General features: G+C 63.8%; 20 protein-coding genes. 7 read left to right on the top strand and 13 right to left on the bottom strand.

Annotated features, from left to right (window positions below; genetic code table 11):
- Positions 1–12: 12 nt before the first annotated feature.
- The 8 genes from ACODSO_RS13920 to ACODSO_RS13955 are packed head-to-tail and all read right to left on the bottom strand — an operon-like array spanning position 13 to position 9,777.
- Positions 13–642 carry a TetR/AcrR family transcriptional regulator gene (locus tag ACODSO_RS13920; RefSeq protein WP_489037386.1) on the bottom strand — a complete coding sequence of 210 codons (630 nt, stop codon included), beginning with the start codon at positions 640–642 and terminating at the stop codon, positions 13–15.
- Between the two features lie 37 nt (positions 643–679).
- Positions 680–1,435: an enoyl-CoA hydratase family protein gene (locus tag ACODSO_RS13925; protein ID WP_489037387.1), complete on the bottom strand. Its 756-nt coding sequence runs from the start codon at positions 1,433–1,435 to the stop codon at positions 680–682.
- Complete coding sequence (locus ACODSO_RS13930; protein WP_489037388.1) at positions 1,435–2,595, bottom strand: acyl-CoA dehydrogenase family protein; 1,161 nt, start codon at positions 2,593–2,595, stop codon at positions 1,435–1,437. Before ACODSO_RS13930 ends, ACODSO_RS13925 begins: the two co-directional genes overlap by 1 nt.
- On the bottom strand, positions 2,592–4,544 hold the full coding sequence (locus ACODSO_RS13935; protein WP_489037389.1) for an acetyl/propionyl/methylcrotonyl-CoA carboxylase subunit alpha: 1,953 nt from the start codon (positions 4,542–4,544) through the stop codon (positions 2,592–2,594). The genes ACODSO_RS13930 and ACODSO_RS13935 overlap by 4 nt, the downstream gene beginning before the upstream one ends.
- A gap of 4 nt (positions 4,545–4,548) precedes the next feature.
- Positions 4,549–6,147: an acyl-CoA carboxylase subunit beta gene (locus ACODSO_RS13940; protein WP_489037390.1), complete on the bottom strand. Its 1,599-nt coding sequence runs from the start codon at positions 6,145–6,147 to the stop codon at positions 4,549–4,551.
- The gene (locus ACODSO_RS13945) at positions 6,144–7,292 is read right to left on the bottom strand and encodes an acyl-CoA dehydrogenase family protein (RefSeq protein WP_489037391.1); all 1,149 of its coding nucleotides are present in this window, start codon (positions 7,290–7,292) and stop codon (positions 6,144–6,146) included. The genes ACODSO_RS13940 and ACODSO_RS13945 overlap by 4 nt, the downstream gene beginning before the upstream one ends.
- Entirely contained in the window at positions 7,289–8,983 is a 1,695-nt protein-coding gene (locus ACODSO_RS13950; protein WP_489037392.1) for an acyclic terpene utilization AtuA family protein, read from the bottom strand. Before ACODSO_RS13950 ends, ACODSO_RS13945 begins: the two co-directional genes overlap by 4 nt.
- Positions 8,980–9,777 carry a TIGR03084 family metal-binding protein gene (locus tag ACODSO_RS13955; protein WP_489037393.1) on the bottom strand — a complete coding sequence of 266 codons (798 nt, stop codon included), beginning with the start codon at positions 9,775–9,777 and terminating at the stop codon, positions 8,980–8,982. Before ACODSO_RS13955 ends, ACODSO_RS13950 begins: the two co-directional genes overlap by 4 nt.
- Before the next feature lie 166 nt (positions 9,778–9,943).
- Between ACODSO_RS13955 and ACODSO_RS13960 the strand changes: the two genes are divergently transcribed.
- Complete coding sequence (locus tag ACODSO_RS13960; RefSeq protein ID WP_489037394.1) at positions 9,944–11,005, top strand: endonuclease/exonuclease/phosphatase family protein; 1,062 nt, start codon at positions 9,944–9,946, stop codon at positions 11,003–11,005.
- Between the two features lie 851 nt (positions 11,006–11,856).
- Entirely contained in the window at positions 11,857–13,935 is a 2,079-nt protein-coding gene (locus ACODSO_RS13965) for an HNH endonuclease signature motif containing protein (protein WP_489037395.1), read from the top strand.
- A 104-nt stretch (positions 13,936–14,039) separates the two neighbouring features.
- Here the strand turns inward: ACODSO_RS13965 and ACODSO_RS13970 are convergent, their stop codons facing one another.
- From ACODSO_RS13970 to ACODSO_RS13980, 3 genes are all read right to left on the bottom strand, one after another.
- The gene (locus tag ACODSO_RS13970) at positions 14,040–16,088 is read right to left on the bottom strand and encodes an ArnT family glycosyltransferase (RefSeq protein WP_489037396.1); all 2,049 of its coding nucleotides are present in this window, start codon (positions 16,086–16,088) and stop codon (positions 14,040–14,042) included.
- Positions 16,089–16,176: 88 nt separating this feature from the next.
- Entirely contained in the window at positions 16,177–16,935 is a 759-nt protein-coding gene (locus ACODSO_RS13975) for an alpha/beta fold hydrolase (RefSeq protein ID WP_489037397.1), read from the bottom strand.
- 36 nt (positions 16,936–16,971) lie between these two features.
- The gene (locus tag ACODSO_RS13980) at positions 16,972–17,199 is read right to left on the bottom strand and encodes a hypothetical protein (protein ID WP_489037398.1); all 228 of its coding nucleotides are present in this window, start codon (positions 17,197–17,199) and stop codon (positions 16,972–16,974) included.
- 23 nt (positions 17,200–17,222) lie between these two features.
- Between ACODSO_RS13980 and ACODSO_RS13985 the strand changes: the two genes are divergently transcribed.
- Positions 17,223–18,704: an adenylate/guanylate cyclase domain-containing protein gene (locus ACODSO_RS13985; RefSeq protein WP_489037399.1), complete on the top strand. Its 1,482-nt coding sequence runs from the start codon at positions 17,223–17,225 to the stop codon at positions 18,702–18,704.
- Here ACODSO_RS13985 and ACODSO_RS13990 read toward each other — a convergent pair.
- The gene (locus tag ACODSO_RS13990; RefSeq protein WP_489037400.1) at positions 18,701–19,987 is read right to left on the bottom strand and encodes an MFS transporter; all 1,287 of its coding nucleotides are present in this window, start codon (positions 19,985–19,987) and stop codon (positions 18,701–18,703) included. The two genes, ACODSO_RS13985 and ACODSO_RS13990, sit on opposite strands and share 4 nt — an antisense overlap.
- 67 nt (positions 19,988–20,054) lie before the next feature.
- Between ACODSO_RS13990 and aroQ the strand changes: the two genes are divergently transcribed.
- The 3 genes from aroQ to ACODSO_RS14005 all read left to right on the top strand — a co-directional run bounded on the left by aroQ (position 20,055) and on the right by ACODSO_RS14005 (position 21,847).
- Positions 20,055–20,489 carry a type II 3-dehydroquinate dehydratase gene (gene aroQ, locus ACODSO_RS13995; protein ID WP_489037401.1) on the top strand — a complete coding sequence of 145 codons (435 nt, stop codon included), beginning with the start codon at positions 20,055–20,057 and terminating at the stop codon, positions 20,487–20,489.
- A gap of 63 nt (positions 20,490–20,552) precedes the next feature.
- Positions 20,553–21,281, top strand: coding sequence for a DsbA family protein (locus tag ACODSO_RS14000; RefSeq protein WP_489037402.1), 729 nt, complete (start codon positions 20,553–20,555; stop codon positions 21,279–21,281).
- A complete protein-coding gene (locus ACODSO_RS14005) occupies positions 21,278–21,847 on the top strand; it encodes a vitamin K epoxide reductase family protein (protein WP_489037403.1) in 570 nt (189 codons plus the stop codon). Before ACODSO_RS14000 ends, ACODSO_RS14005 begins: the two co-directional genes overlap by 4 nt.
- On the opposite strand, the gene ACODSO_RS14010 is transcribed toward ACODSO_RS14005, so the two are convergent.
- On the bottom strand, positions 21,844–22,314 hold the full coding sequence (locus ACODSO_RS14010) for a RidA family protein (RefSeq protein WP_489037404.1): 471 nt from the start codon (positions 22,312–22,314) through the stop codon (positions 21,844–21,846). The two genes, ACODSO_RS14005 and ACODSO_RS14010, sit on opposite strands and share 4 nt — an antisense overlap.
- A 123-nt stretch (positions 22,315–22,437) precedes the next feature.
- Between ACODSO_RS14010 and ACODSO_RS14015 the strand changes: the two genes are divergently transcribed.
- Positions 22,438–23,856 carry a C40 family peptidase gene (locus ACODSO_RS14015; RefSeq protein WP_489037405.1) on the top strand — a complete coding sequence of 473 codons (1,419 nt, stop codon included), beginning with the start codon at positions 22,438–22,440 and terminating at the stop codon, positions 23,854–23,856.
- Positions 23,857–23,860 lie beyond the last annotated feature (4 nt).

The raw sequence follows: 23,860 nt of genomic DNA on the forward strand, positions 1-23,860 counted from the left end.
GAAGCCGTCAATTCATCCGCTGGCCGCGGCGATCTCACCCTTGTCGATCTTCAGGCTCGAATCGAGCACACCCGCCCACGCCCGCACGATTTCGCCGCGCCTGCGAGAGTCGTCACTCAGCACGTCGGCCAACCCGAGGCCGCGGGCCAAGTCGAGGGTGGCCTGCACCAGCCGGTGGGTCTGCGGATCACGATCGTCGACCCCCAGATGCTCGACGGCCATCCGGTGCGCGACACGGCCGAACTTGTCCTCCAACGGGAGCACACGTGCACGCATCTCCGGATCTGCCGCCGCTGCCGTCCATACCTGCAGCGCGGCCTTGAACGTCGGTCCTGTGTAGTACTCGACGAGCCGTTCGACGACGGCTTCTGTCCTCGCCAGACCCGGTGGCAATGCAGTGGACTCGCGGCGGGCGTCGTCCATCCGGGTGTCGAACATGTAGTCGAGCGCAGCCGTGATCAGGTCCTCGCGCGTCGGGAAGTGGTGCTGTGTCGCGCCGCGCGAAACACCGGCCTTCTCGGCGACGACCCCGACCGTCGTCGCACTCCATCCTTGATCGGCGAGCGAGGCAATGGTTGCTTCGAGCAGCCGCAAGCGCGTGGCCCTGCTCCGGTCCTGCTTGGGTTCACGCGCCGTCACCATCTTCTACTTCACTCCCGACTCCATTTTGCCCAGAAACTCAATGCTCCACACTCACCCACCTGGGTGGACGCTTCTGCAGAAAGGCCATCATCCCCTCCCGCGCTTCCTCCGATGCAAACAGGTTCGCGGAACGATCCGACAGGTCGGTACCAAGAGCATCGAAACTCGCGAGAATCGAGGCGGTCGTGAGCCGCTTCGACTCGGCGAGGCCCTGCGGCGATCCCTTGCGCAGCGCATCCAGCAGATCGCCGACGGTCGCTTCCGGGTCGGTGCTGGCCTCACTGATCAGGCCGATGGCCTCTGCCTCGTGTGCGCCGAACTTCTCCCCGGTGAGGAAATATCGGCTCGCGGCGCGGGGCGACATACGAGGCAGCAGCGTCAGCGACACGATCGATGGGGCGAGACCCAATCGCGCCTCTGTCAGTGCGAACGTTGCCTGTGGTCCGGCAACGACGATGTCGCATGCACCGACGAGACCCATGCCGCCCGCCCGAACATGTCCATCGATCTTCCCGACGACAGGTTTCGGGGTCTCGAGAATGGTGCGAAGCAACCCGAGCATCTGCGAAGTGCGGCCCTCGATCGAGCCCCCTGCCTCGGACAGATCCGCTCCTGCACAAAATGTTCCGCCGGTATGGGTCAGGACGATGGCGCGAACATCCGGGTTCTCGGTGGCCGCGTCGAGACCAGCGGTGAGCTCCTCCACGAGAACTGCCGACAGCGCGTTCCGGTTGTGCGGTGTGTCGAGAGTGAGCGTGGTGACCGCAGCATCGGTCTGAACCTGGACTGCCATCAGTAACTCCTGGGCAGCCCGAGCGAATGTTGCGACACGAAGTTGAGAATCATCTCCCGGCTGACCGGCGCGACTCGGGCAATGCGCGCCGCCCCGAGCATCGCGGCCAAGCCGTACTCCTCGGTCAGCCCAGCGCCGCCGTGTGTCTGAATCGCTTGATCGAGCGCCTTGATGCTCGCTTCCGCGGCTGCGTACTTGGCCATATTGGCCGCCTCCGCAGCTCCGAAGTCGTCTCCGCTGTCGTAGAGGACCGCAGCCTTCTGCATCATCAGCTTCGCCAGTTCCAGTTCGATCTTGACCTGGGCCAGTGGGTGCGCGATGCCCTGATGTGCACCGATGGGTGTCTTCCATACGGTTCGCTCGTTGGCATATTTCACGGCCGCATCCAACGCGTACCTCCCCATCCCGACGGCCATGGCTGCGCCGAGGATGCGTTCGGGGTTCAGTCCGGCGAACAGCTGCATCAGCGCGGCGTCGGCCTCGCCGACGAGCGCTTCGGCAGGAAGGCGAACATCGTCGAGGAACAGCGTGAACTGGTGGTCGGGTTCGATGATGTCCATCTCCATCCGAGTCTTGTGAAAGCCCTCGGAGTCGGTGGGGACGATGAACAGCGCGGGCTTCAGTTTTCCGGTCTTGGAATCCTCGGTGCGCGCCACGATCAGAACGGCATCGGCCTGGTCGACGCCGGAGATGTAGATCTTGCTGCCCTTGACGATCCAATCGCCGCCATCACGTCGGGCAGTGGTGGTGATTTGGTGCGAGTTGGAACCGGCGTCGGGTTCGGTGATGCCGAACGCCATGATCTTCGATCCGTCGGCGAGCGCGGTAAGCCACGTTTGCTTCTGGTCCTCGGTGCCGTATTTTCCGATGATGGTGCCGCAGATCGCTGGGCTCACCACGACCAAGAGCAAACCTGCTCCGTGCGCGGCCAGCTCCTCCTGGACGAGGGCGAGCTCGTAGATTCCCGCGCCACCGCCGCCGTACTCCTCCGGGAGGTTGACGCCGAGGAATCCGAGTTTGCCTGCCTCGTTCCACAATTCGGTGAGAGGCTCACCACGTCGGGCGCGGGGTAGGACGTAGTCGAGGTAGTTGTACCGCTTGCCGAGCGAGGACACGGAGGTCCGCAGACCCTTCTGCTCCCCGGTTTCGATGAAACTCACTGCTGCTCTCCTTCGGTTACCACTGCCAACACTGCACCGACTTCGACTTGCTGACCGGCGGTGACGTTGAGTTCGGACAGCACTCCGTCGGTCGGCGCGAAGACGGTGTGTTCCATTTTCATCGCTTCGAGCATGAGAATCGGCTGACCCGCTGTGACGGTGTCACCCTGGGCTGCAGCGACTCTGACCACGCTGCCCGGCATCGGCGCCAGCAGCGATCCAGCAGCCACGTCCTCGGTGGGATCCGAGAAGCGCGGGGTTCTGTTCAGCTGCACCGGCCCGAGCGAAGAGTCGACGAACACCTGGGACCCGTACCGGCTCACCGAGAACGCTCGACGGAGTCCGCCGTCGACGAGTACGACCTGGTTCGGAGTGTTCTCGACGAGGGTGACGCCGTCCAGATCCGTCGTCAGGCCGTATCTTCCGAGTGTGTACTCGACGGTGATGTCGTCGTAGTTCTTGCGCTGCGGTTGGGACGGAAGATTGCGCCATCCGCTGGGAAGTCCGCTGTTGACCCGCGCGTTCTCGCGATTGTGAGCCGCGTCGGCCAAGGCCGCAGCGAGCGCCGACAGTTGCAGATCCCGCCCCCGCACGGGCGACTGCGACAGAACGTCGAGGCCATGTGTGTCGAAGAACGCCGTGTCGGTATCCCCGGCAAGGAAGGCCGCGTGCTGAAGGACGTTCACAAGCAGGTCGCGATTGGTTTTCACCCCGTGGATCGTGGCCCTCTGCAGCGATCTCGCGAGCAGATTGGCGGCCTGCTCACGGGTAGGGGCGAACGAGATGACCTTCGCGAGCATCGGGTCGTAGTAGGTGCCGATGACGCTACCGGTTTCGATTCCGGAATCGACCCTGATTCCGGCCCTGTCGAGCACCTCGAACTTCGTTCCGGGGATGTCGAATCGGTGCACGATGCCGCTCTGCGGCTGCCAGTCCTGCGCAGGATCCTCGGCGTAGAGGCGAACCTCGATGGAGTGCCCGCGGGTCGCCGGTTGCTCGGCAGGCAGAGCTCCCCCGCCGGCGACGAGAATCTGCAACGCGACCAGATCGAGTCCCGTCGTACATTCGGTGACAGGATGCTCGACCTGCAGACGAGTGTTCATCTCGAGGAAGAAGAAGTTGCCCTTCTCGTCGGCCAGGAACTCTACGGTTCCCGCGCCCTCGTACCCGATCGCCTCGGTGGCGAGTCTGGCTGCGTCGAACAGCCGGTCCCGCATGCCGCCGATACGCTCGACGAGCGGCGACGGGGCCTCCTCGACGACCTTCTGGTGTCGGCGCTGAATCGAGCACTCGCGCTCCCCCACCGCCCACACCGTGCCGTGCCGATCGGCCATCACCTGGACCTCGATGTGGCGTCCCGTCTCGATGTAGCGCTCGATGAATACCGTCGAATCTCCGAAAGCCGACAGCGATTCGCGCTGAGCAGCTTCTATTTCCGTCTCCAGAGACGCGAGATCACGAACGATCCGCATACCGCGGCCACCACCGCCGGCAGAGGCTTTGACGAGAACCGGCAACTCGTTCTCGGTCACGTCCGCGGGATCGAGCTGGGTCAGCACCGGAACGCCGGCGTCGGCCATCATTCGCTTGGACTCGACCTTCGAGCCCATCAGTTCGATGGATTTGACCGGCGGCCCGATCCACGTCAGCCCGGCGTTCTGCACCTGTTGCGCGAAATCGGCGTTCTCCGACAGAAATCCGTATCCGGGATGAATGGCGTCGGCGCCTGCCTGGACCGCCGCGGCAATGACGAGCTCACCTCGCAAGTACGTCTCGTTCGACGCGTTGCCGGGCAGACGTACCGCGACGTCGGCGTCGCGCACGTGTGGGGAATCTGCATCGGCGTCGGAGAAGACCGCGACCGTTCCGATACCTTCCGCGCGAGCGGTGGCGAAGACGCGCCGGGCGATTTCGCCGCGGTTGGCTACGAGAATGCTGCTGACAGTCATGGCGTCACATCCGGAAGACGCCGAAGTTCTCGGTGCCTTCGATCGGGGCAGTGGCAATGGCCGACAGGCACATTCCGACTACCGTACGGGTATCGCGGGGGTCGATGACGCCGTCGTCGTACAGGCGCCCGGAGAGGAACATCGGCAACGACTCGGCTTCGATCTGGTTCTCGATCATCGATCGAAGTCCGGCGTCGGCCTCTTCGTCGAAAGCTTGTCCACGGGCTTCGGCGGCGGCGCGGCCGACGATCGAAATGACTCCGGCCAGCTGGGCGCCGCCCATGACGGCGGACTTGCTACTCGGCCAGGCGAACAGGAAACGGGGGTCGAAGGCTCGTCCGCACATGCCGTAGTGGCCGGCGCCGTAGGAAGCCCCGAGCAGTATCGAGATGTGCGGGACTTTCGAGTTGGCGACGGCGTTGATCATCATCGAGCCGTGTTTGATCATGCCGCCTTCCTCGTACTCCTTGCCGACCATGTAGCCGGTGGTGTTGTGCAGGAACAACAACGGCGTGTTCGATCGGTTCGCGAGCTGGATGAACTGTGTGGCCTTCTGCGATTCCTCGCTGAACAGGACACCGCGGGCATTGGCGAGGATGCCGATGGGATAGCCGTGCAGTTCCGCCCAACCGGTGACCAGCGAGGATCCGTACATGGGCTTGAATTCGTCGAAGTCGCTTCCGTCGACGATTCGCGCTATGACCTCGCGGGGGTCGAAGGGGATCTTCAGGTCGGTCGGGACTATTCCGAGTAGATCTTCCGGATCGGCGAGGGGTTCGATGACCTCGGCGCGCGGCTCCGGGCCCTTCTTCTTCCAGTTCAGACGCGAGACGATGCTGCGGCCGATTCGGATGGCGTCCTGCTCGTCGACGGCGAAGTAGTCTGCGAGGCCGGACTTTCGCGCGTGCATCTCGGCGCCGCCGAGGGATTCGTCGTCGGAGTCCTCACCAGTGGCCATCTTGACCAGTGGTGGTCCGGCGAGGAAGACCTTGGAGCGTTCCTTGATCATGACGACGTGATCGGACATGCCGGGAATGTAGGCGCCGCCAGCGGTAGAATTGCCGAACACGAGTGCGATCGTCGGAATGCCCTGGGCGGACAGCTGCGTCAGGTCACGGAACATACGGCCGCCCGGGATGAACACTTCCTTCTGGGTGGGTAGGTCGGCACCACCGGATTCGACGAGCGAGATGACCGGAAGCCGGTTCTGCGTCGCGATGTCGTTGGCGCGGAATCCCTTCTTCAGAGTCCATGGGTTGCTGGCACCGCCGCGAACCGTCGGGTCGTTGGCGACGATAAGGCATTCGACGCCGCTGACCACGCCGATTCCCATGACGGTGCTGGCGCCGACCGGGAAGTCGCTGCCCCAGGCCGCAAGTGGGCAGAGCTCGAGGAACGCCGAGTCCTCGTCGACGAGCAATTCGATGCGCTCACGGGCCAGGAGCTTGCCGCGCTTGCGGTGCCGTTCGATGTACTTCTCGCCGCCGCCGAGAAGTGCTTTGCCGTGTTCTGCGTCGATCTCCGCAAGTTTGGTGTTCATTGCCTCGGTTGCACTGGTGAACTGCTCCGATGCGGTGTCGAGGGTGGACTTCAGCACGCTCATGCCTGGTACCCCAATCGTTTTGCTGCCAGCCCGGTGAGTATTTCAGTAGCGCCGCCTCCGATGCCGAGGATGCGCATGTCTCGGTACTGGCGTTCGACTTCGCTTTCGCGCATGTAACCGAGTCCGCCGAAGAGCTGTACCGCCTGATTGGCGACCCACTCGCCGGACTCGACGGCGGTGTTCTTCGCGAAGCAGACTTCGGCGATGAAGTCTTGGTTCTCCTGCATGGACCGCTCGACGAGGGAGCGGGTGTAGACACGGGCCACGTCGATCTTGCGTGCCATCTCCGTGACGGTGTTCTGCACCGATTGCCGTGCGATGAGCGGCTTTCCGAAGGTTTCTCGATCACGGACCCACTGCAGAGTCAGGTCCAAGCAGCGTTGCGCGCTCGCGTAGGCCTGCGCGGCAAGGGCGATGCGTTCGGTGAGAAAGGCCTGCGCGATCTGCGCGAAACCGCTGTTCTCGACGCCGACGAGGTTGGCAACGGGCACCCGTGCATCGACGAACGACAGCTCGGCCGTGTCCGAAGCCCGCCAACCCATCTTGTCGAGCTTGCTCGTCACCTCGAAGCCGGGAGTGCCTTTCTCGATGACGAGGAGTGACACTCCGGCTGCACCGTCGCCACCCGTTCGTACCGCGGTGACGACGAAGTCCGCGCGGCATCCGGAGGTGATGTACGTCTTCGCGCCGTTGACGATGTAGTGGTCGCCGTCTCGGACTGCCTTCGTGCGTAGGTGACCCACGTCGGAGCCCCCGCCCGGTTCGGTGATGGCAAGAGACCCGATCTTCTCACCGGCCAGAGTAGGGCGGACCCATCTCTCGATCTGCTCGCGGTCCCCGGCAGCAACCAGGTGCGGCAGGGCGATTCCGCTGGTGAACAGCGACGCGAACAATCCGCCGGACGAGCCCGCCTGATGCATCTCCTCGCAGATGACGACGGCGTCGGCGAGATCTCCCCCGTCACCGCCGACCTCCTCGGGAAACCCTGCGCCGAGCAAGCCGAGGGCCGCCGCCTTCTTGTGCAGCTCGCGTGGGATTTCGCCGTCGGACTCCCACTGATTCATGTGCGGTGCGATGTCTTGTACGACGAAGCTGCGGACGGTCTTTCGCAGCTGTAGTCGCTCGGGGGTGGTCCAGATGGTCATGAGAGTTCTCCCTGAAATACCAGTGTTTCGGGAATGTCGATGTGGCGAGACCGCAACCACTCACCGAGCCCCTTGGCCTGGGGATCGAATCGAGCCTGCGAGGCGACGCCTTGACCGAGGATGCCCTCGATAACGAAGTTGACGGCGCGTAGGTGCGGTAGGACGTGCCGGGTGACGGTCAGTGCTTTCGCCTCCGGCAACATCACCTTCAGCTGATCGACCGTCAGTACTGCTGCCAGCCATGAGAATTCGTCGTCGGTGCGCACCCAGACGCCGACGTTGGCATTTCCACCTTTGTCGCCGCTGCGGGCTGCAGCGATGGTACCGAGAGGTACGCGAATAGTGGGTTCGTCCGGGCGCGCCTTCGGCAGTTCCGGTTCCTGAAGAGGTTCGAGTTCCTTCGTATCCGATGCCTGCGGCACGTCGCGACGGGTTCCGTCGGGCAGCACGGCGACGTGCGGTACCTCTGCGGCGTCGACGTACCCTGCAGTGAACACGCCATAGGGCGCGCCGTTGCCGGGGGGAGCCGTCAGCGAAAAACCGGGGTAGCTGGCGAGTGCAAGTTCCACTGCAACCGAAGAAAATTGGCGACCCACCATGTTCGGATCACTGTCCCGGGCGACGCAGCGCAGCAAAGCACTTGCAGTTTCCTCGGTGTCGGCATCGGGCTTGTCGGTACGGACCAGAGTCCAGTCCAGTTCGGTCGGCCGGGCCGGGAGCCAAGCTTCGAACTGCTTCTGTGCAAGTTCTGCTTTCGCGTCGATGTCGAGCCCCGTGAGGATAAGGGTGAACTCGTTGCGGAAGCCCCCGAGCGCATTGAGCGAGACCTTCAGTGTCGGCGGAGGCGGTTCGCCTTGCACACCGCTGATCCGGACGCGGTCGCTGGCGACCGTAGAGAGGATCGCCGAGTCGATGCGTGCGGTGACATCGGGATTGGCGTAGCGGCCCCCGGTGATTTCGTACAGCAACTGGGCCGTCACGGTCCCGACGCTGACCGCTCCGCCGGTGCCGTCGTGCTTGGTGATGACCGAGGAGCCGTCGGACTCTATTTCGGCGATGGGAAATCCGGGACGGCCCATATCGGGAATCTCGGTGAAGAACGAGTAGTTGCCGCCGGTGGCCTGAGTCCCACACTCGATGACGTGACCGGCCACAACAGCACCGGCCAGAGCGTCGTAATCTGTTCTCGTCCAACCGAAATGATGAGCTGCAGGCCCGACGATGACCGAAGCATCGGTGACACGACCGGTCACCACGACGTCGGCGCCCGACTTCAAGCATTCCACGATTCCCCAGGAGCCGAGATATGCGTTGGCCGTCAACGGTGCGCCGAGGCCGAGTTCCTGGGCGCGGGAGAGAAGGTCGTCGCCTTCGACATAGGCGATCTTCGCGCCTGATCCGAGCTCGCCGAGAGCCTTCGCCAAGCCGCTGGGGTTGAGCCCACCAGCGTTGGCGACGATCTTCACTCCCTTGTCGAGCGCAAGCCCCAGGCAGTCTTCGGCCTGGCGTAGAAAGGTTTTGGCGTATCCGCGGGAGGCGTCCTTCATGCGATCACGGCCGAGGATCAACATCGTCAGCTCGGCGAGGTAATCGCCGGTGAGGTAGTCGAGTTCACCGCCTTCGAGCATTTCGCGCATCGCGGAGATGCGGTCTCCGTAGAAGCCGGAACAGTTGCCTATCCTCACGGTCATTGTTTGGGTCGTCCACTTCCGGGAGGGCCTGCGAAGGCTTGGGCGATGGTGAGCCAGTGCTCGGCATCGGCGCCGACGGCAGTGACGTCGAGGTCGTCTCGATGCGCCCGCTGGGTGACCAGCCGGCAGAAGTCCGCTGCCGAACCAGTGACACGCTGGGCGGCGTCCTCGGGACCCCAGGTCCACAGCTCACCGCCTGGGGAGGTGAGTTCGACTCGGAACGGCTCGGCCGGCGGAGTCTGCTGGTTGAGCGCGTACGCGAAGTCGCGGGTGCGCACGCCTATGTGTGCGACGCCCTTGATCCGGTCGGTCGGCTCGAGGACGACACCGAGCGCGTCGGCGACGTCCTGGCCGTGGGCCCACGTCTCCATCAGCCGCGCGGTCGCCATCGATGCGGCGCTCATCGGCGGCCCGAACCATGGGATCTTGTTCCCTGCCGGCACCGCCACGAGCGCGTCGGTCATCGCGTGACGACGCGAGCGCCACGTCGTCAACAGGTGTGGGTCGCGCGATTCTTCCTCAGCAGCAGTGTCGACGAAACCCATCGGATCGGACCATGCCTGTTTCAGCGCCACGTCGAATTCCGCGGCGGCGTCCGTATCGCCTGCCGCGCCCAATGTCGTCTGCGCGGCGACGTTGTCGGTCCAGGAGAGGTGCCCGATCTGATGGGCGACGGTCCACCCTTCGGCGGGAGTCGGTGTCGACCATTGCTGGTCGGTGAGGTCTGCAACCAGCGCGTCGAGGGCATCGCCTTCAGCGCGGAGGTCGTCGACGATGGAGTCGAGGTCGGCCATGAAGAAAGCTTCACATCGCAGACCGGAAAAAGCAAGCATGCCTGCTTGTTAATTTGGGACTCCGCCCCCAGTGGCACGTTTGAGTGCATTCCAGTGCACTTGTTCGTGCCACTACTGGAGGATCCATGTCACCTCACGTTTGCTTGACAGCGCTAACGTGCGTCGCGTGAAGTTCGCCGTAGCTGCCCCGCTGGTCCTCGTCGCCCTCGTGCTGACCGCATGTTCCTCCTCGTCCGAACCTGCGCAGGACGACGAAGCGCGCACGGTCCGGGTCGCCACGTTCAATGCAAGCCTGAACCGAGCGGTCGCGGGCCAGCTGCTCACGGACCTGAGCGGCGAGAACACTCAGGCCAGGGCGGTGGCCGACGTGATCACCGAGAATGCTCCCGACGTCCTCCTGATCAACGAGTTCGACTATTCCGTCGACGCTCTCGACGTGTTCCGCGACAACTACTTGGACGGCGCGTATCCGTATGCCTTCACCGCCCCGGTGAACACCGGTGTCGACTCGGGGCTCGATCTCGACGCGGATGGTGCGGTCGGAGGCCCGAACGACGCATACGGCTTCGGTCAGTTCCCGGGCCAATACGGCATGGTCGTTCTGTCGAAGTACCCGATCGATACTGCAGGGGTTCGAACGTTCCAGAACTTCCTGTGGAGGGACATGCCGAATTCACTGCTGCCACGGGACTATTACGGAGCGAACTCCGATTCTCTACGGCTGTCGAGCAAGTCGCACTGGGACGTGCCGGTGGACATCGATGGAAAAACGGTGCACATCCTCGCGTCCCACCCGACGCCGCCGTCGTTCGACGGTCCGGAGGATCGCAACGGCAAGCGAAATCACGACGAAATCAGGCTGACGGCAGACTACGTCGATGGCGCCGAATATCTGTACGACGACAACGGCGGACGCGGCGGGCTCGAATCCGGTGCGTCGTTCGTCGTGCTCGGCGATCAGAACAGCGACCCCGTCGACGGCGATTCCGTCGGAGGCGCAATTCAGCAACTTCTCGACAACTCGCGCGTCCAAGATCCGGCACCGACGTCGGAAGCCGGCGAGGGGAACGACACCGCCGACTTCTCCGACCCGACGCCCGGCGACCTGCGGGTCGACTACGCACTGCCGTCCGATGACCTGACCGTTTCCGGGTCGGGGGTCTACTGGCCCGCCGGCGCCGAACACCCGTCGGACCACCGCATGGCGTGGGTGGATCTGGAGATCTGACATTCTCGAGCAATGAACGATCTCCGCACAGCAGAGTCTTGCGTTTCCATGACAATTGCGGGATTCGCTTGTCGCGTCGGTATTTTCAGGCGCCCACCGCGTTGCTTCGCGAATACCGAATGGGCACCGAACCGCTCCCAGTCGCCGGGTTGCGCCAGGGCGAGTGTTGCGTTGCATCAACGCGGCAGCACCGACCGGCACCGCAGCGTGAGGGTCGACCATCAACCGCGTGATCCACGGCGCATCCTCGGGGTTGTGCGATATCTGCTTTTCTCATCCGCCACAGGCCACGACATTCAGCACCCGCCAGGTCGGCGACACGTAGTCGAGTGTGAGCGCCGCAGACTCGCCTGCTGCCAGCGTGTGCACAACGCATGCTGGGACAAGATTCAAGTGGAGTGGCGACCGTTTGGGCACGGGGCTCCCAAGGCTTGGCTGCAATCGTCATTCCCAAAATAGTGCGACTCCCACCGAACCGGCGCGAACGATCCACAAGGAATATCGGTCACGTATCCGCGTGACTAATTTCGTACGCATTTCAGCGTGCAATTCGTCGACGTCCCCGCCCAGTCACTGCAGGGTTACGAGCGCTGCGCATTTCGGCTAACCTCACTCAACTTGTCGGTGCCATCGTGTATGGCATCAACTCCAGTCGATGATGGTATGCCGCAACAGAATTGCCTTGACCAGACCAAATCCAGTCGGTACTATCGAACATAGTTTCGAACCAGCATCCGGAATCATTGGTCGGGGGACACAATGCCAGGAAGTCTCGCGGGCGCATTCGCCGCCTACGCAGGACCGCAGAAAAGCCCGTCATCGATCGATCCCTACTGTCCGAGAGCTCGGATGTGGCAGTCATCGAGAATCAAGCCTGCGCGCGCAAAGTCGCTCTTGCAGCTACCATCTGGGACTCGTGCATTCACCAGACCATTCAGATCGGCGAACATCTCACCGACGCCGGAAACTACGCGGCCTCCGAAATCGCAGCCGTGCTGGGCTGCTCGAAAACTGTGGCAGACACCTACGCCGAGATCGGAATGGACCTACGCCTGCGCTTCCCGGCCATCAGAGCAGCCTTCGAGTCCGGAGAGCTCGATCTTCAACGAGTGCGCGCGATCTACCGCGTCACCAATCCCTATAGCGTCGACGCCGTCGAACGCGCCGAAGCCGAGATCCTCACCGCCGCCACACGTCTCTCCCCCGGACCCCTCGCCACCGAGATCGACGCCATCATGCATCGCTGTGCGCCAGAAGAAGCTGCCGAACTCCGCAAGGACCTCACCAGGTTGACCGGAGTGCGGTACCGCGACAAAGACATGATCGCGACAATCGAGGCGAACCTAGAGGCAGCCGACGCCGCGGCATGCTGGCAACTGATCAACGAAATGGCAGACACCCTCTGTCCCAGAGACCCCCGAACGCGCGGACAACGCCGCGCCGCCGCCCACACCGCCCTCATGCGCCGCGAAACGTACGTTGCCTGCACCTGTGAGCCCGACGGCGATCACCCCTGCACCGCGAACCCCGTACTCCCCGAACGCCGCCAACCCCTCACCAACGTCACGATCGACATCGACACCCTCCTCGGACTCGCCGACCTTCCGGCGTACCTCGCCGGCCACGGTGACATCGACGCCGACTACGCCCGCGAACTCGCGGAAAACAGTGACCTCCAGATTATTCTCACCGAGGCACTCGACCTCGCCCGGGAGCTAGGACTCATCGCCAACAGACCCGCTGACGATAGCGCCGACTGCTCCGCTGGACCTTCCGAAACTGCCTCCAGCGCAGCCGGAACGACCACAGCCGCAGCCGACGACAGCGCAGGCCAGGGCACCGACAGCGACGGCGGCGGCACCGACAGCGACAGCTACAGCCAGGGCGACGACGAACCGACGGAAGACGTGGATCTCGAGGCTCAGAGCGCGAACCGTCCCGCGGCACACCTGACGTTCAACCCACTCGGACGAGGACGACGACGCCGAGGGATGAGGTTGCCGAAGCCCGCGCCCTCCCCCACACCCACCCGAACCGACGTTCCTTCCGGACCGCACGAGGGTCGCTACACACTAATCGCTGCGCTCGAGCAAGCCATCGCAGCGGATCCAGCGTTGGCCATCGCTCTGTACCCGAACGGACACGGCGGGTTCGACGCACCGCCGCTCGGAGCTCTGCTCTACCGTCCAGGTGCTCAGTTGGCCGAGCTCGTCCGTCAGCGAGACCGCACGTGCCGCCATCCCGGCTGCCACGTCCCCGCATCGAATTGCGAAATCGACCACGTCATCCCCTTCAACCACCGCAACCCCTCGCGAGGCGGCTGGACCATCCTCACCAACTTGCACTGCCTCTGCAAATATCACCACTCACTCAAAACCATGGGTGCGTGGACACCAACCATGCTCGCTGGCGCGGCGGAGTATTGGGAATCCAGCTCTGGGACGACCTCAGTCACAATTCCGGGAAACGCCTACGGTACAACGAATTTCGCCGGGAAGTCACTGATCCCCCATGTGCCGCGCAAGCGCAGACCGGAATTCGCGACCGAGCCGGTGACTACGGCGGAACGAGCCGCTACGGCAGCGTCGACTGCACCGGCAGCGACCGGATCCGGAACTCGATCCGGGGCCGCGGCTGGAAAGCCTGCGGGGAAGGCTGCAGCTGGGAAGCCTGCCGCTGATACCGCTACGCGAGCCACCACCCGCGACCGAAACCGACCGACCTCGCCGAGGGTCTCAGGCAAACCGGCCGAGACCGAAAGGGGCAGGAGCGAAACAGGCAGGAGCGAAACAGGCGGAGGCGAAGCCAACGCCAAGCGACCTCGGATACAGCTCGAACCTATCGTCGAGTGCAACGCATCGATGGGAATCGCCATAGGTCTGACTGTGGGCTACCAGATCAGCCGGTACAGAGGAGACGCGCCATTCTGACCTATTCGAGGACACGTGCAGTGCCGGTAGCCGAACGGAATTCCCCTGCTTCACGCGTGGCTGCGTTCACCACTCGTACGAAGCAGGGGACCTCGCGGATGTGCTCAGCCGGTGTAGCCGCTCATGTCGTAGATCGTGACGCCGTCGACAGTGGTTGCGGTGAAGTTCGCGGCAACCCACTCGGCGATTTGTGTGGAGACGTTTTCGGAATCGTCTCCGGTCGTGGGACCGCTCATTCCGCCCGAGATGTAGTACTTCACTTGGTGATCGCTGACGTACGAGATGAACTGGTCGAGCGTCGGGGCAGGGTCACCGCTCCACCCACCGATCGCGATCACAGCAGTGTCGGTCGCGAGCTCATACGTCGCCGCGGTCATCGAGCTGTTCACCGCCGCCGACCACTTCGTGTCCGCAGACTCGAGAAGAGCATTCACCTCGTCGCTGGATTCCGCATTCATTCCACCGCCCATGCCACCGGCCATGCCGTCGGCAATGTCGCCACCCATCGCCCCGCCCATCTCGCCGGCCATATCGACACCCATATCGCCACCCACATCGCCACCAGCCGCGTCTCCGGTCGGCATGTCGCCGGTCGGCATCTCCCCTCCCATGGGAGCCTGGCCACCGCCGCCCATCCCGGAGTCCGAGACCGCGCCCTCCGGGCCAGCAGTAGGAACGGATCCGCCGTGCGCGGTGGCGGACGTCGCCACGGCGTACGACACGCTGCCACCGAGCCCTGCGAGCGAACCGACGATGACGGCTACAGCCGCGAGCTTCCGATAGCGCCCAGCGCCAAGAATGAGCACCGCAGCGATCACGGTTCCGGCAAGAAGGATCCACTTCAGAGCTGGCAACCACTCTGCGTTGCGCTGCAACAGAACCCACGACCAGATGCCGGCAGCCAGCATCATCGACGCAAGCCCCGCCCTGCCGAAGATCGACTCACGCTTCGACCACAACGCATACCCACCTGTACCGATGAGTCCAGCGATGGCGGGAGCCAGCGCGACCGTGTAGTACGGATGAATCGTCCCGGACATGTAGCTGAATATCAGGCCGGTGACCACGAACCATCCGCCCCACAGGATGAGCGACGCACGAAGCAGATCAGTACGAGGAGCACGTCCCCGAGCGATCAGCCCGAACACCAGAGCAACGAGTGCAGCCGGAATCAGCCACGAGATCTGAATGCCCATCTCGTTGCCGAACAGTCGATCGAGACCTGTGCTTCCACCGAAGCTGGAACCTGCCGGAGCATCGCTCATGAAGCCGCCCCCACCGCCGCTACCGCTGCTGCCCCCGAAGATACGGCCGAGACCGTTGTACCCGAGCACCAGATCCATCACGGTGTTGTCGGTGGAGCCGCCGATGTACGGACGAGCGCTCGCAGGCCACAACGCGACCGTCAGGACCCACCATCCGGCGCCCGCGATCAGCGCGGCGAACGCCCCGATGAGGTGGAGCAGACGGGCACGAAGCCGAACATGGCCTGCGACAAGATACGTGAGTCCGAACGCCGGAAGCACCAGCAAACCCTGCAGCATCTTCGTCAAGAAGGCGAAACCGAGAGCAACCCCGGCGAGAGCAAGCCACATCGCTGCACGACGACCGATCCGAGTCTGGAGCGACCTCACGACGAAGTAGCCGCCGATGGACATCAACAGCACCAGCAACGCGTCGGGATTGTCGAACTTGAACATCAACGCCGCAGCAGGAGTCGCCGCGAGGACTGCGCCCGCAAGCAACCCGGCAGTGGGAGTAGCCACTCGCTTCACCGCTGCGTACACGACAGCGACGGCACCGACACCCATGAGCGCTTGCGGCACGAGGAGGCTTGCGCTCGAGAATCCGAAGATCCGCGCCGAGAGCCCCATCACCCACAGCGATGCAGGAGGCTTGTCGACGGTGATGAAGTTCTCCGAATCCAGCGAACCGAAGAACCACGCGGTCCAATCCTTCGAACCAGCCTGAGCTGCAGCCGCATAGAAGGTATTGGCATAGCCGCTCGCCGTCAGGTCCCAGAGATAGAGGACTGCAGCGGCGGCGAGCAGGGCGGCGAGGAGTGCAGTGTCGCGGTTCAGCGAAAACCGGCGCGTGCGTCGATGCCTGGAAGGTGGACTCGCAGGCTGAGGCGGCAGAAGCGTAGTGGTCACGGTGATCCTATTCTCGAAGATGTCGACCACCAGCGTGACTGCCGCGACCTCACGGACCCTGGGAGCGCGCTCGAGGGTTCCTGTGAAGTCATGCCCTCCTGATCGGTGCGAAAGTCTGCACCGCATCGTGAACGAGGAAGTCCAGCAGGAGTGCATTGCACAACTCCGGCTTCTCCACGAGCAGACCATGCGAGGTGCCGGGAACTATCGCCAACTCTGCTCGCTTCGACCTGGCGTAGAACTCGGACGCATGTTCGATCGTCACCTCGTCGTCATCGCCGATCATCACCAGGAGCCGAACGTCCATCTCACTCAGTTGCTCCGGCGTCACGGCCGGCCCTGTGCGATGCATATCGTCGAGTTTGCGAGCCACGACGGGGTAATGATCGGCCCCGTCGGGCGAGATCTCCCCGTACATGTCGACGAGAAACTGCGGCGTCGCCTGATCAGGATCGGACACACCCCCGCCCCAACCATCACGATGGAACACCCCGGCGACGCACGCGAGTCGTTCCACGAGGTCGGGCCGTCGCAGAGCCACCAGCAGAGCGACGACCGCACCGTCGCTACAGCCGACGAATCTGGCCGGACCGCCGACCACGGTCTCGACGAATGCGATCGTGTCGGTGGCCATGTCGTCGAACGTCATCGGACCCGGGGCGTCCGGGGTGCGGCCGTGGCCTCGTCGCTCGGGAGTGAAGACGCGGAACTGCCGCGTCAGAGCGACGAGGTTCGGTTCGAGCGCTCGTGAATCGACGCCGCCGGGATGCAAGAACACCAGCGGCTCGCCCTCACCGTCTTCGCCGTACCATGTGTCGACCGGGCCGAGTTGCACACGTCTGTCCATGCAATCGAGACCTCACCGACGGTCGAAACTAATCGCTCACACGCCGTCCAACGGCGAGATTCTCGAGACATAGATGCTCGACCTGTAGTCGTGACAGGCAACGTACGACGCATTACCGCCACGCCGGTGTCGAGAATCGGAAATAATCCACGGATTGTGCCCCGCGATACTAGCGCCGAAAGCCGCGACACCCATCCGACGCTGCGACGCGTCGTCCGGCAGCAGCGCCTCGTCGAGAACGGCGGCAGCCGACTGCCCCGCCACACCCGAGTGAAAGAGACCGAGCGATGACGGCCCAGGAGGCTCGCAGCGTCGCCGTCCGCTACGGCCTCGGGCTGGTCGCCCTCAACGTTTTCGCCGCCGTGCAGGTCACGTTCGTCGTGGCCCTCCTGGCGCGCTCGGAGACAGCAACCGTGAGCAGTATTCTGACCGATCCGGGCTTCAGCGCGTTTCGGTGGGTAGTGCCGCTCGGCGTCTCCACGGGAGCGATCGCAGGCGCGCTGCTGATCGTGCCGACGCTGAGGTGGATCGCGAGCAGCAGCGTTCCGACGGCAGGTCAGGCGCGACGCGCAGTACGAATACCGCTGCATCACACAGCTTCACATCTCGCACTGTGGCTTGGATTCGGGTTCGCGCTCGCATTTCTGACCCGCGGCACAGAGCGAGACATCACTATTCTCGTCATCGTCGGCACGATCTTCGGCGCGGTGACGACGGCCGGAACCGGGTACCTTCTGACCGAACGCACACTCCGCCCGGTCTCCGCGCGGGCATCCACCGCCCTCCCGCAGGCGCGTCATGAACTGAGTGTGCTTGCCCGACTCGTCATCACCTGGGTCGTGTGCACGGCGTTTCCGGTATCTGCGATCACCCTGATCGTCATCGCCCATTCCACCGGCACACCCGTCGAGATCGCGGCCCCTATCGAACTTCCGATACTCATCGTGTCGGCGATCGCCCTCGGTACCGGACTGAGAGGGACGATCCTCGTGGCCAGGTCGGTATCCGATCCGGTCGGCGAGGTGAGCGCGGCAATGGCCGAAATCGAGTGCGGCAACACCGAAGTCGAGGTGCCCGTGTACGACTCGTCCGAGATCGGTGATCTGCAACGCGGATTCAACGCCATGTCCACCGGACTCACCGAACGCGAACGACTACGAGATCTGTTCGGACGACACGTCGGCACGCAGGTCGCCTCGCGTGCACTGGAGCAATCCGACTTTCCTCGCGGCGACGTCCAATACGCGGCAGTTCTGTTCATCGACCTCGTCGGATCCACTACTTTCGCCGTCGACCATCCGCCCGAACGCATTGCCGAGGCGCTCAACGAGTTCTTGGCAATCGTCGTCGACACCGTGGACGCGAATCTCGGCTTCATCAACAAGTTCGAGGGCGACGCCGCACTGGCGATCTTCGGCGCACCGCAGCAGATCGACGATCCTGCCGCGGGTGCGTTGCGGGCAGCAAGGACGCTCCGCGTGGCTCTGAGATCGCTCGACTCGATGGACTTCGGAATCGGCGTCGCCGCCGGTCAAGTCTTCGCCGGCGACATCGGCGCAACCCAGCGGTACGAATACACCGTCATCGGTGAACCGGTGAATTGCGCGGCCCGACTGTCGGACCTCGCCAAGAGTGAACCCTCGCGGGTGCTCGTCGCCCAGCACGTGGTCGACAGCGCGGACGCCGACGAGGCGCAGCGCTGGCGAGCACTGGACCCGGTGGTCCTGCGAGGACTCACCGAAGCCACTACCATCGCAACAGTCCGCTAGCGGTCCCGGAACCGCTGCAGAATCTCTCGCATCGTGTGCGGATAGATGCCTTCCTCGGCCAACTGTCTGCGGGTCTTTCGGCGGGTGACGATCAATCCTGTGATCGCGACGATCCACACCGGATACTGCGCCAGGAACGCGACCCTGAACGCATCGAACGTGTAGCCGCCGAGTGCACCGAGTATCCACCCGATGGACGCGATGACGAGAAGTGAGGCCAGGAATCCGCCGATGTTGACCATTCCCTGCGCGGTACCGAGATTCGCGCTCGGATTGAACGTCCGGGCGTAGTCGAATCCGATGACCGAGCCCGGTCCACCCACCGAGATCACAACGACGAGGACCACCAGCAGCCACAGCGGCGCCGGGCCGGGTAACGCGAGAACGATTCCCCACATCGCTGCGTTGCTGATCATGATCGCGAGCACCATCCACGATCGACGCATCGGATAGCGTCCGGTGAGGATCCCCAGTCCGATCCCCGATACGATCGCGGATACCACCGAAATCGACAGCAGTACACCGGCTGTCGACGTCGACAGGCCCTGTGCAGAGGTCAGGTACGGTATCCCCCACAGCAGCGCGAACACCGTGATGGAGAACTGCGTTCCCATGTGGCTGAAGAAGCCGAGCCGGGTTCCCGGACGTTTCCAGACCTGGCCGATCGCGGCGAAGGTCTCGCGCATCGACGTGGGCTTCTCGACGATCTCCGTTCCGGGTGGCGCGTCCCGGATCAGCGCAAGCACCAGCACGAATGCCACGAGACCGAGCGACGCAGCACTGCCGAATGCGAACGTCCACCCTGGACCGTTGAGCAGCATCAGGAACGGAACTGCGGAGAGGATCTGTCCCATCTGACCGAGAAGACCCGTCAGCTGCGACACGATCGGCACCTGCCGTGGCCCGAACCAGCGCGGCACCAGACGCAGAACCGAGATGAAAGTCAATGCGTCGCCGACACCTACCAGTGCCCGCGCCGCGACTGCCAGCGGCAACGACTCGGTGACAGCGAGCGTGATCTGCGCGACGGTCATCAGGAGTGCGCCGGTGGCGATCATCTTCCGCGATCCCACCCGGTCGAGAACCACCCCGGCCGGAATCTGCATCGCCGCATAGACGACGACCTGCAGTACGACGAACGACGCCAACAACGATGGGCTGATCGAGAATCGGTCTGCGGCCTGCAGGCCGGCGACGCCGAACGCAGTGCGGTGCAGAACGCCGACGATGTACGCGAACACGCCGACACCCCAAACCACCCACACAGTTCTCACTGCAAACATTCTGCCGGGTGGGTTGTGGAAGGATCGCACCCGGCGGTAGGCAGCGACAAGAAAGTGAGTTCAGCACATGACCGGCTACATCTTGGTACTCAACGGACCGAACCTGAACATGCTCGGTACCCGCCAGCCCGAGGTGTACGGGCACGAGACGCTCGCCGACGTCGTCGCCCTGTGTGAGAAGACCGCCGCGGCGCACGGCCGGACAGTGCGGGCCGAGCAGTCGAACCACGAGGGCCAGATCATCGACTGGATCCATGAGGCACGCGGCAAGGCGTCGGGAATCGTCATCAACCCCGGCGGATTGACCCACACGTCCGTCGCGCTACGCGATGCCCTCGTCATTCCCGAGGTGCCGGTCATCGAGGTTCACATCAGCAACGTCCACGCTCGCGAGGAGTTCCGTCATCATTCGTTCGTCTCGCCCATCGCGAGTGGCGTCATCGCCGGCCTCGGAATCGCAGGCTACGGGTACGCGGTCGAGAGGCTGATCGCACTCAGCTAGAGCTCAGGTTCAGCCGCCTATGCTGGTCCGAGGACACCTCTCGGCGACCAAGGGACTCTTTCGGTGAGCAACAACAGCAAGAAGAAGGCGCAAGCGGCAGCGGCGGCACTGCACGGTAAGAAGGACAAGCAGCGTCGCACACTGATCCAGGTCGCCGTCGCGGTCGTGCTCATCGCCCTGATCGCCGCCATCGGGTTCAGTATCGCGGGGAAGGACTCGGACACCACGGCTGTACCAGCGTCCGCGCCGTCGTCGGTCACCGGGGACGGTGCGATTCGTATCGGCGATCCGAACGCGTCGGTAGTCGTCACTGTCGTCGAGGACTTCCAATGCCCGGCGTGCAAGCAGTTCGAGGCGATCAGCGGCGACACCCTGTCCGAGCTGGTTGCCGACAACACGATCGCGGTGGACTACAAGCCGATCGCGATTCTCGACCGCATGTCCTCGACCAACTACTCCACGCGCGCAGCCAACGCGAGCCTGTGCGTCGCCGACGCCGACATATCGGCGTGGCCCACCTGGCACAAGGCCATGTTCGAGCAGCAGCCCACCGAGGGTGGCGCAGGTCTGAGCGACGACGACCTTCTCGGTATCACACAGTTGGCGAATATCGACGGCCCGGACCTGTCCAGTTGCATCACCGACGGGACCTACACCGACTACGTGGCGAGCCAGACTCAAAGCGTCCTCGACGGCGGCGTCACCGGCACCCCGACCGTGACGGTCAACGGTGAAACCGTGTCGAACCCGACGCCGGACGGCCTGCGCGCAGCCATCACAGCCGCGCAGTGAAAGCGAGCAGAACCACAGCGTGGGTCCTGACGGTCGGCGGGTTCGGAGGACTTCTCGCCGCACTGGCGCTGACAATCGAGCGTTTCAAGCTGCTCGAGGACGCGTCGTACGTGCCGTCGTGCAGCTTGAATCCGGTGTTGTCCTGCGGATCGGTGATGACGACCGATCAGGCAGCACTGTTCGGATTCCCGAATCCCATCATCGGAATCGTGGCGTTCACCGTCGTCGTGGTCACCGGGGTATTGACGCTGGCGCGGATCGAACTGCCGCATTGGTTCTGGCTCGGGCTGTCCCTGGGATCCCTGCTGGGCGAGGTCTTCGTCCACTGGCTCATCGTGCAAAGCCTGTACGAAATCGGTGCCCTGTGCCCGTACTGCATGGTGGTCTGGGCGGTGATGCTGCCGATATTCATGGTGTCTCTGTCGCAACTGGTCGACCCGGACCATGCGGGCACTGTCCCGAAGCTACTGCTCGAGTGGCGTTGGACCATTGCGGCGGTGTGGTACGCCGTGGTGATCGCGCTGATCGGCATCCGATTCTCCGACTACTGGTCGACCCTGTTCTAGAGAACTGCCGTCGCGTCGATTTCGATCAACAGTTCGTCCAACGCGAGACGTGACACCTCGACGACGGTCTGCGCGGGCCTCATCTTCGGAAACAGCTCACCGAGGATGCCGGTGTAGGTGTCGAGATCGTCCAGATCCACGAAGTACACCGTCAGCTTGACGACGTTGTCGAGCGTGCCGCCCGCCGCCTCGAGGATCAGCCGGATGTTCTCGAACGACAATCGGATCTGTGTCTCGACATCACCGACGCCCTCGAATCGTCCGTCTGCGGTGATGGCCGTCTGCCCGGACAGGTACAGCGTGCGAGCGGAATTCGCGACGACGATGCACTGGGACAGCAGCTGAGCGCCGGGGTCCCATACCGTCTCCGGTGACACCAGGTACTTGTCGATGACGGGCCTTCCGAGTCTGTCGTGGTCGAGTCGACGCCAGCCTATCGCGCGACGAGCCTTTGTGACCCAACACAATGCGACACCCGGTAATCCGCCCCACGGAACGATCCGGCAGTGCATGATGATGTGAGTCAGCTCACTACAGTGAGTCGGCGTCGTACGTCGGGGCGGGAAATTTCAGGCACCAGGAGTTGTTACATGGCAGGCGATCCAATCGCAGTCATCGTTGCCGTACTTGTGTCCGCAGCAGGAGCAGCAGCAGGGACCGACCTTCCGCCGCCCATCCAGGACGGTGCCGCAGGGGTCGCCGCCGCAGCCGAGGAGGCCGCACCAGGCCTGCAAGAACAGCTCGACGGTCTGCTGGACACATTGCCGGAGGCTCAACGCGACACAGCGGACGTGATGCTCGACAACGCAGCAGCTGCAGTCGAAGACGCCGCGGAACCATTGTTGCCGCCCACCGAAACCGAAGAAATCGACCCTCCCGACGAGGCAACGCCCGCTGCGCCCGAGTCGACGACGCCCGTGGTGACCCCGGTGGTCAGCAGTCCGACTTCCACCATCACCTCGCTCGGGGCAGTGATTCCGAGTAGAGCCGGAACCGTCCAGTTCGGAACCTCCACTTTCTCGCTCGGCGACCTCGCGTCGCAGACAGCGTTCATGCCGGCAGCCGAAGCGCTTCGCCGGGCGCTGTTTCCCGGAATGCCCGCTACGTTCACCGGCGTATCGAGCTCTCCTATCGGAGCGATCACGGCCTTCGTACCGTGGCTGATGAAGGCCGGAGCCATCTGCGACGGGGTGAAGGCCCCCACAATCGCCGCTCTGTACGCCGCCGAGAACGGATTCCGTTACGGCCCGACAGCTCCCGTGTCCTCCAGCGGCGCCCGCGGACCCGGCCAGTTCATGCCGGGAACCTGGCAGACGTACGGCAAGGACGCCGACGGTGACGGGATCGCCGACGTCAACGGGATCGCCGACTCGGTGATGGCGTCGGGAAATCTGTTGTGCGACATCAACAAACAGGTGTCGAGGTGGAAGTCCGAAGGGCGGGTCTCCGGCGACACCCTGGACCTGACCATCGCAGGATACAACGCAGGTGCCGGCGCTGTTCTCCGATCGGGCGGAATGCCTTCGGGAACACCCGATTACGAGAATCAGACAAAGCCGTACGTCGCGAAGATCAGGGCGACGGAGATGCAGTTCGCCGGCATCCTCAACCCGCTCTCGACGCTCGACCTTGCAGCCATCGGCGGCCGTGCCGTCAATTCGGCCATGGACTACCTCGGACTGCCGTACGTGTGGGGAGGCGGCAACATCAACGGACCGTCCGGTGGCGGCTTCGATTGCTCTGGTCTCACCTCGTACGCAGTCTTCAAGGCATCCGGCGGCACCGTCACGCTTCCGCGCACGTCGGAGACGCAATGGAACGTGGGCACCGAGATTCCATTGGCGATGGCGCAGCCAGGAGACCTGTTGTTCGGCAACTGGCAGGCAGGCGGACCCGGTCACGTCGCCATCTACGCAGGCAACGGCCAGATGGTGCACGCTCCGACGTTCGGCGACGTCGTTCGGATCGGCCCGGTGTTCGACGGAATGAAGGCGCGTCGAGTGCTCTGAGGAG

The organism is Rhodococcus sp. FG69 (genome assembly GCF_057808915.1).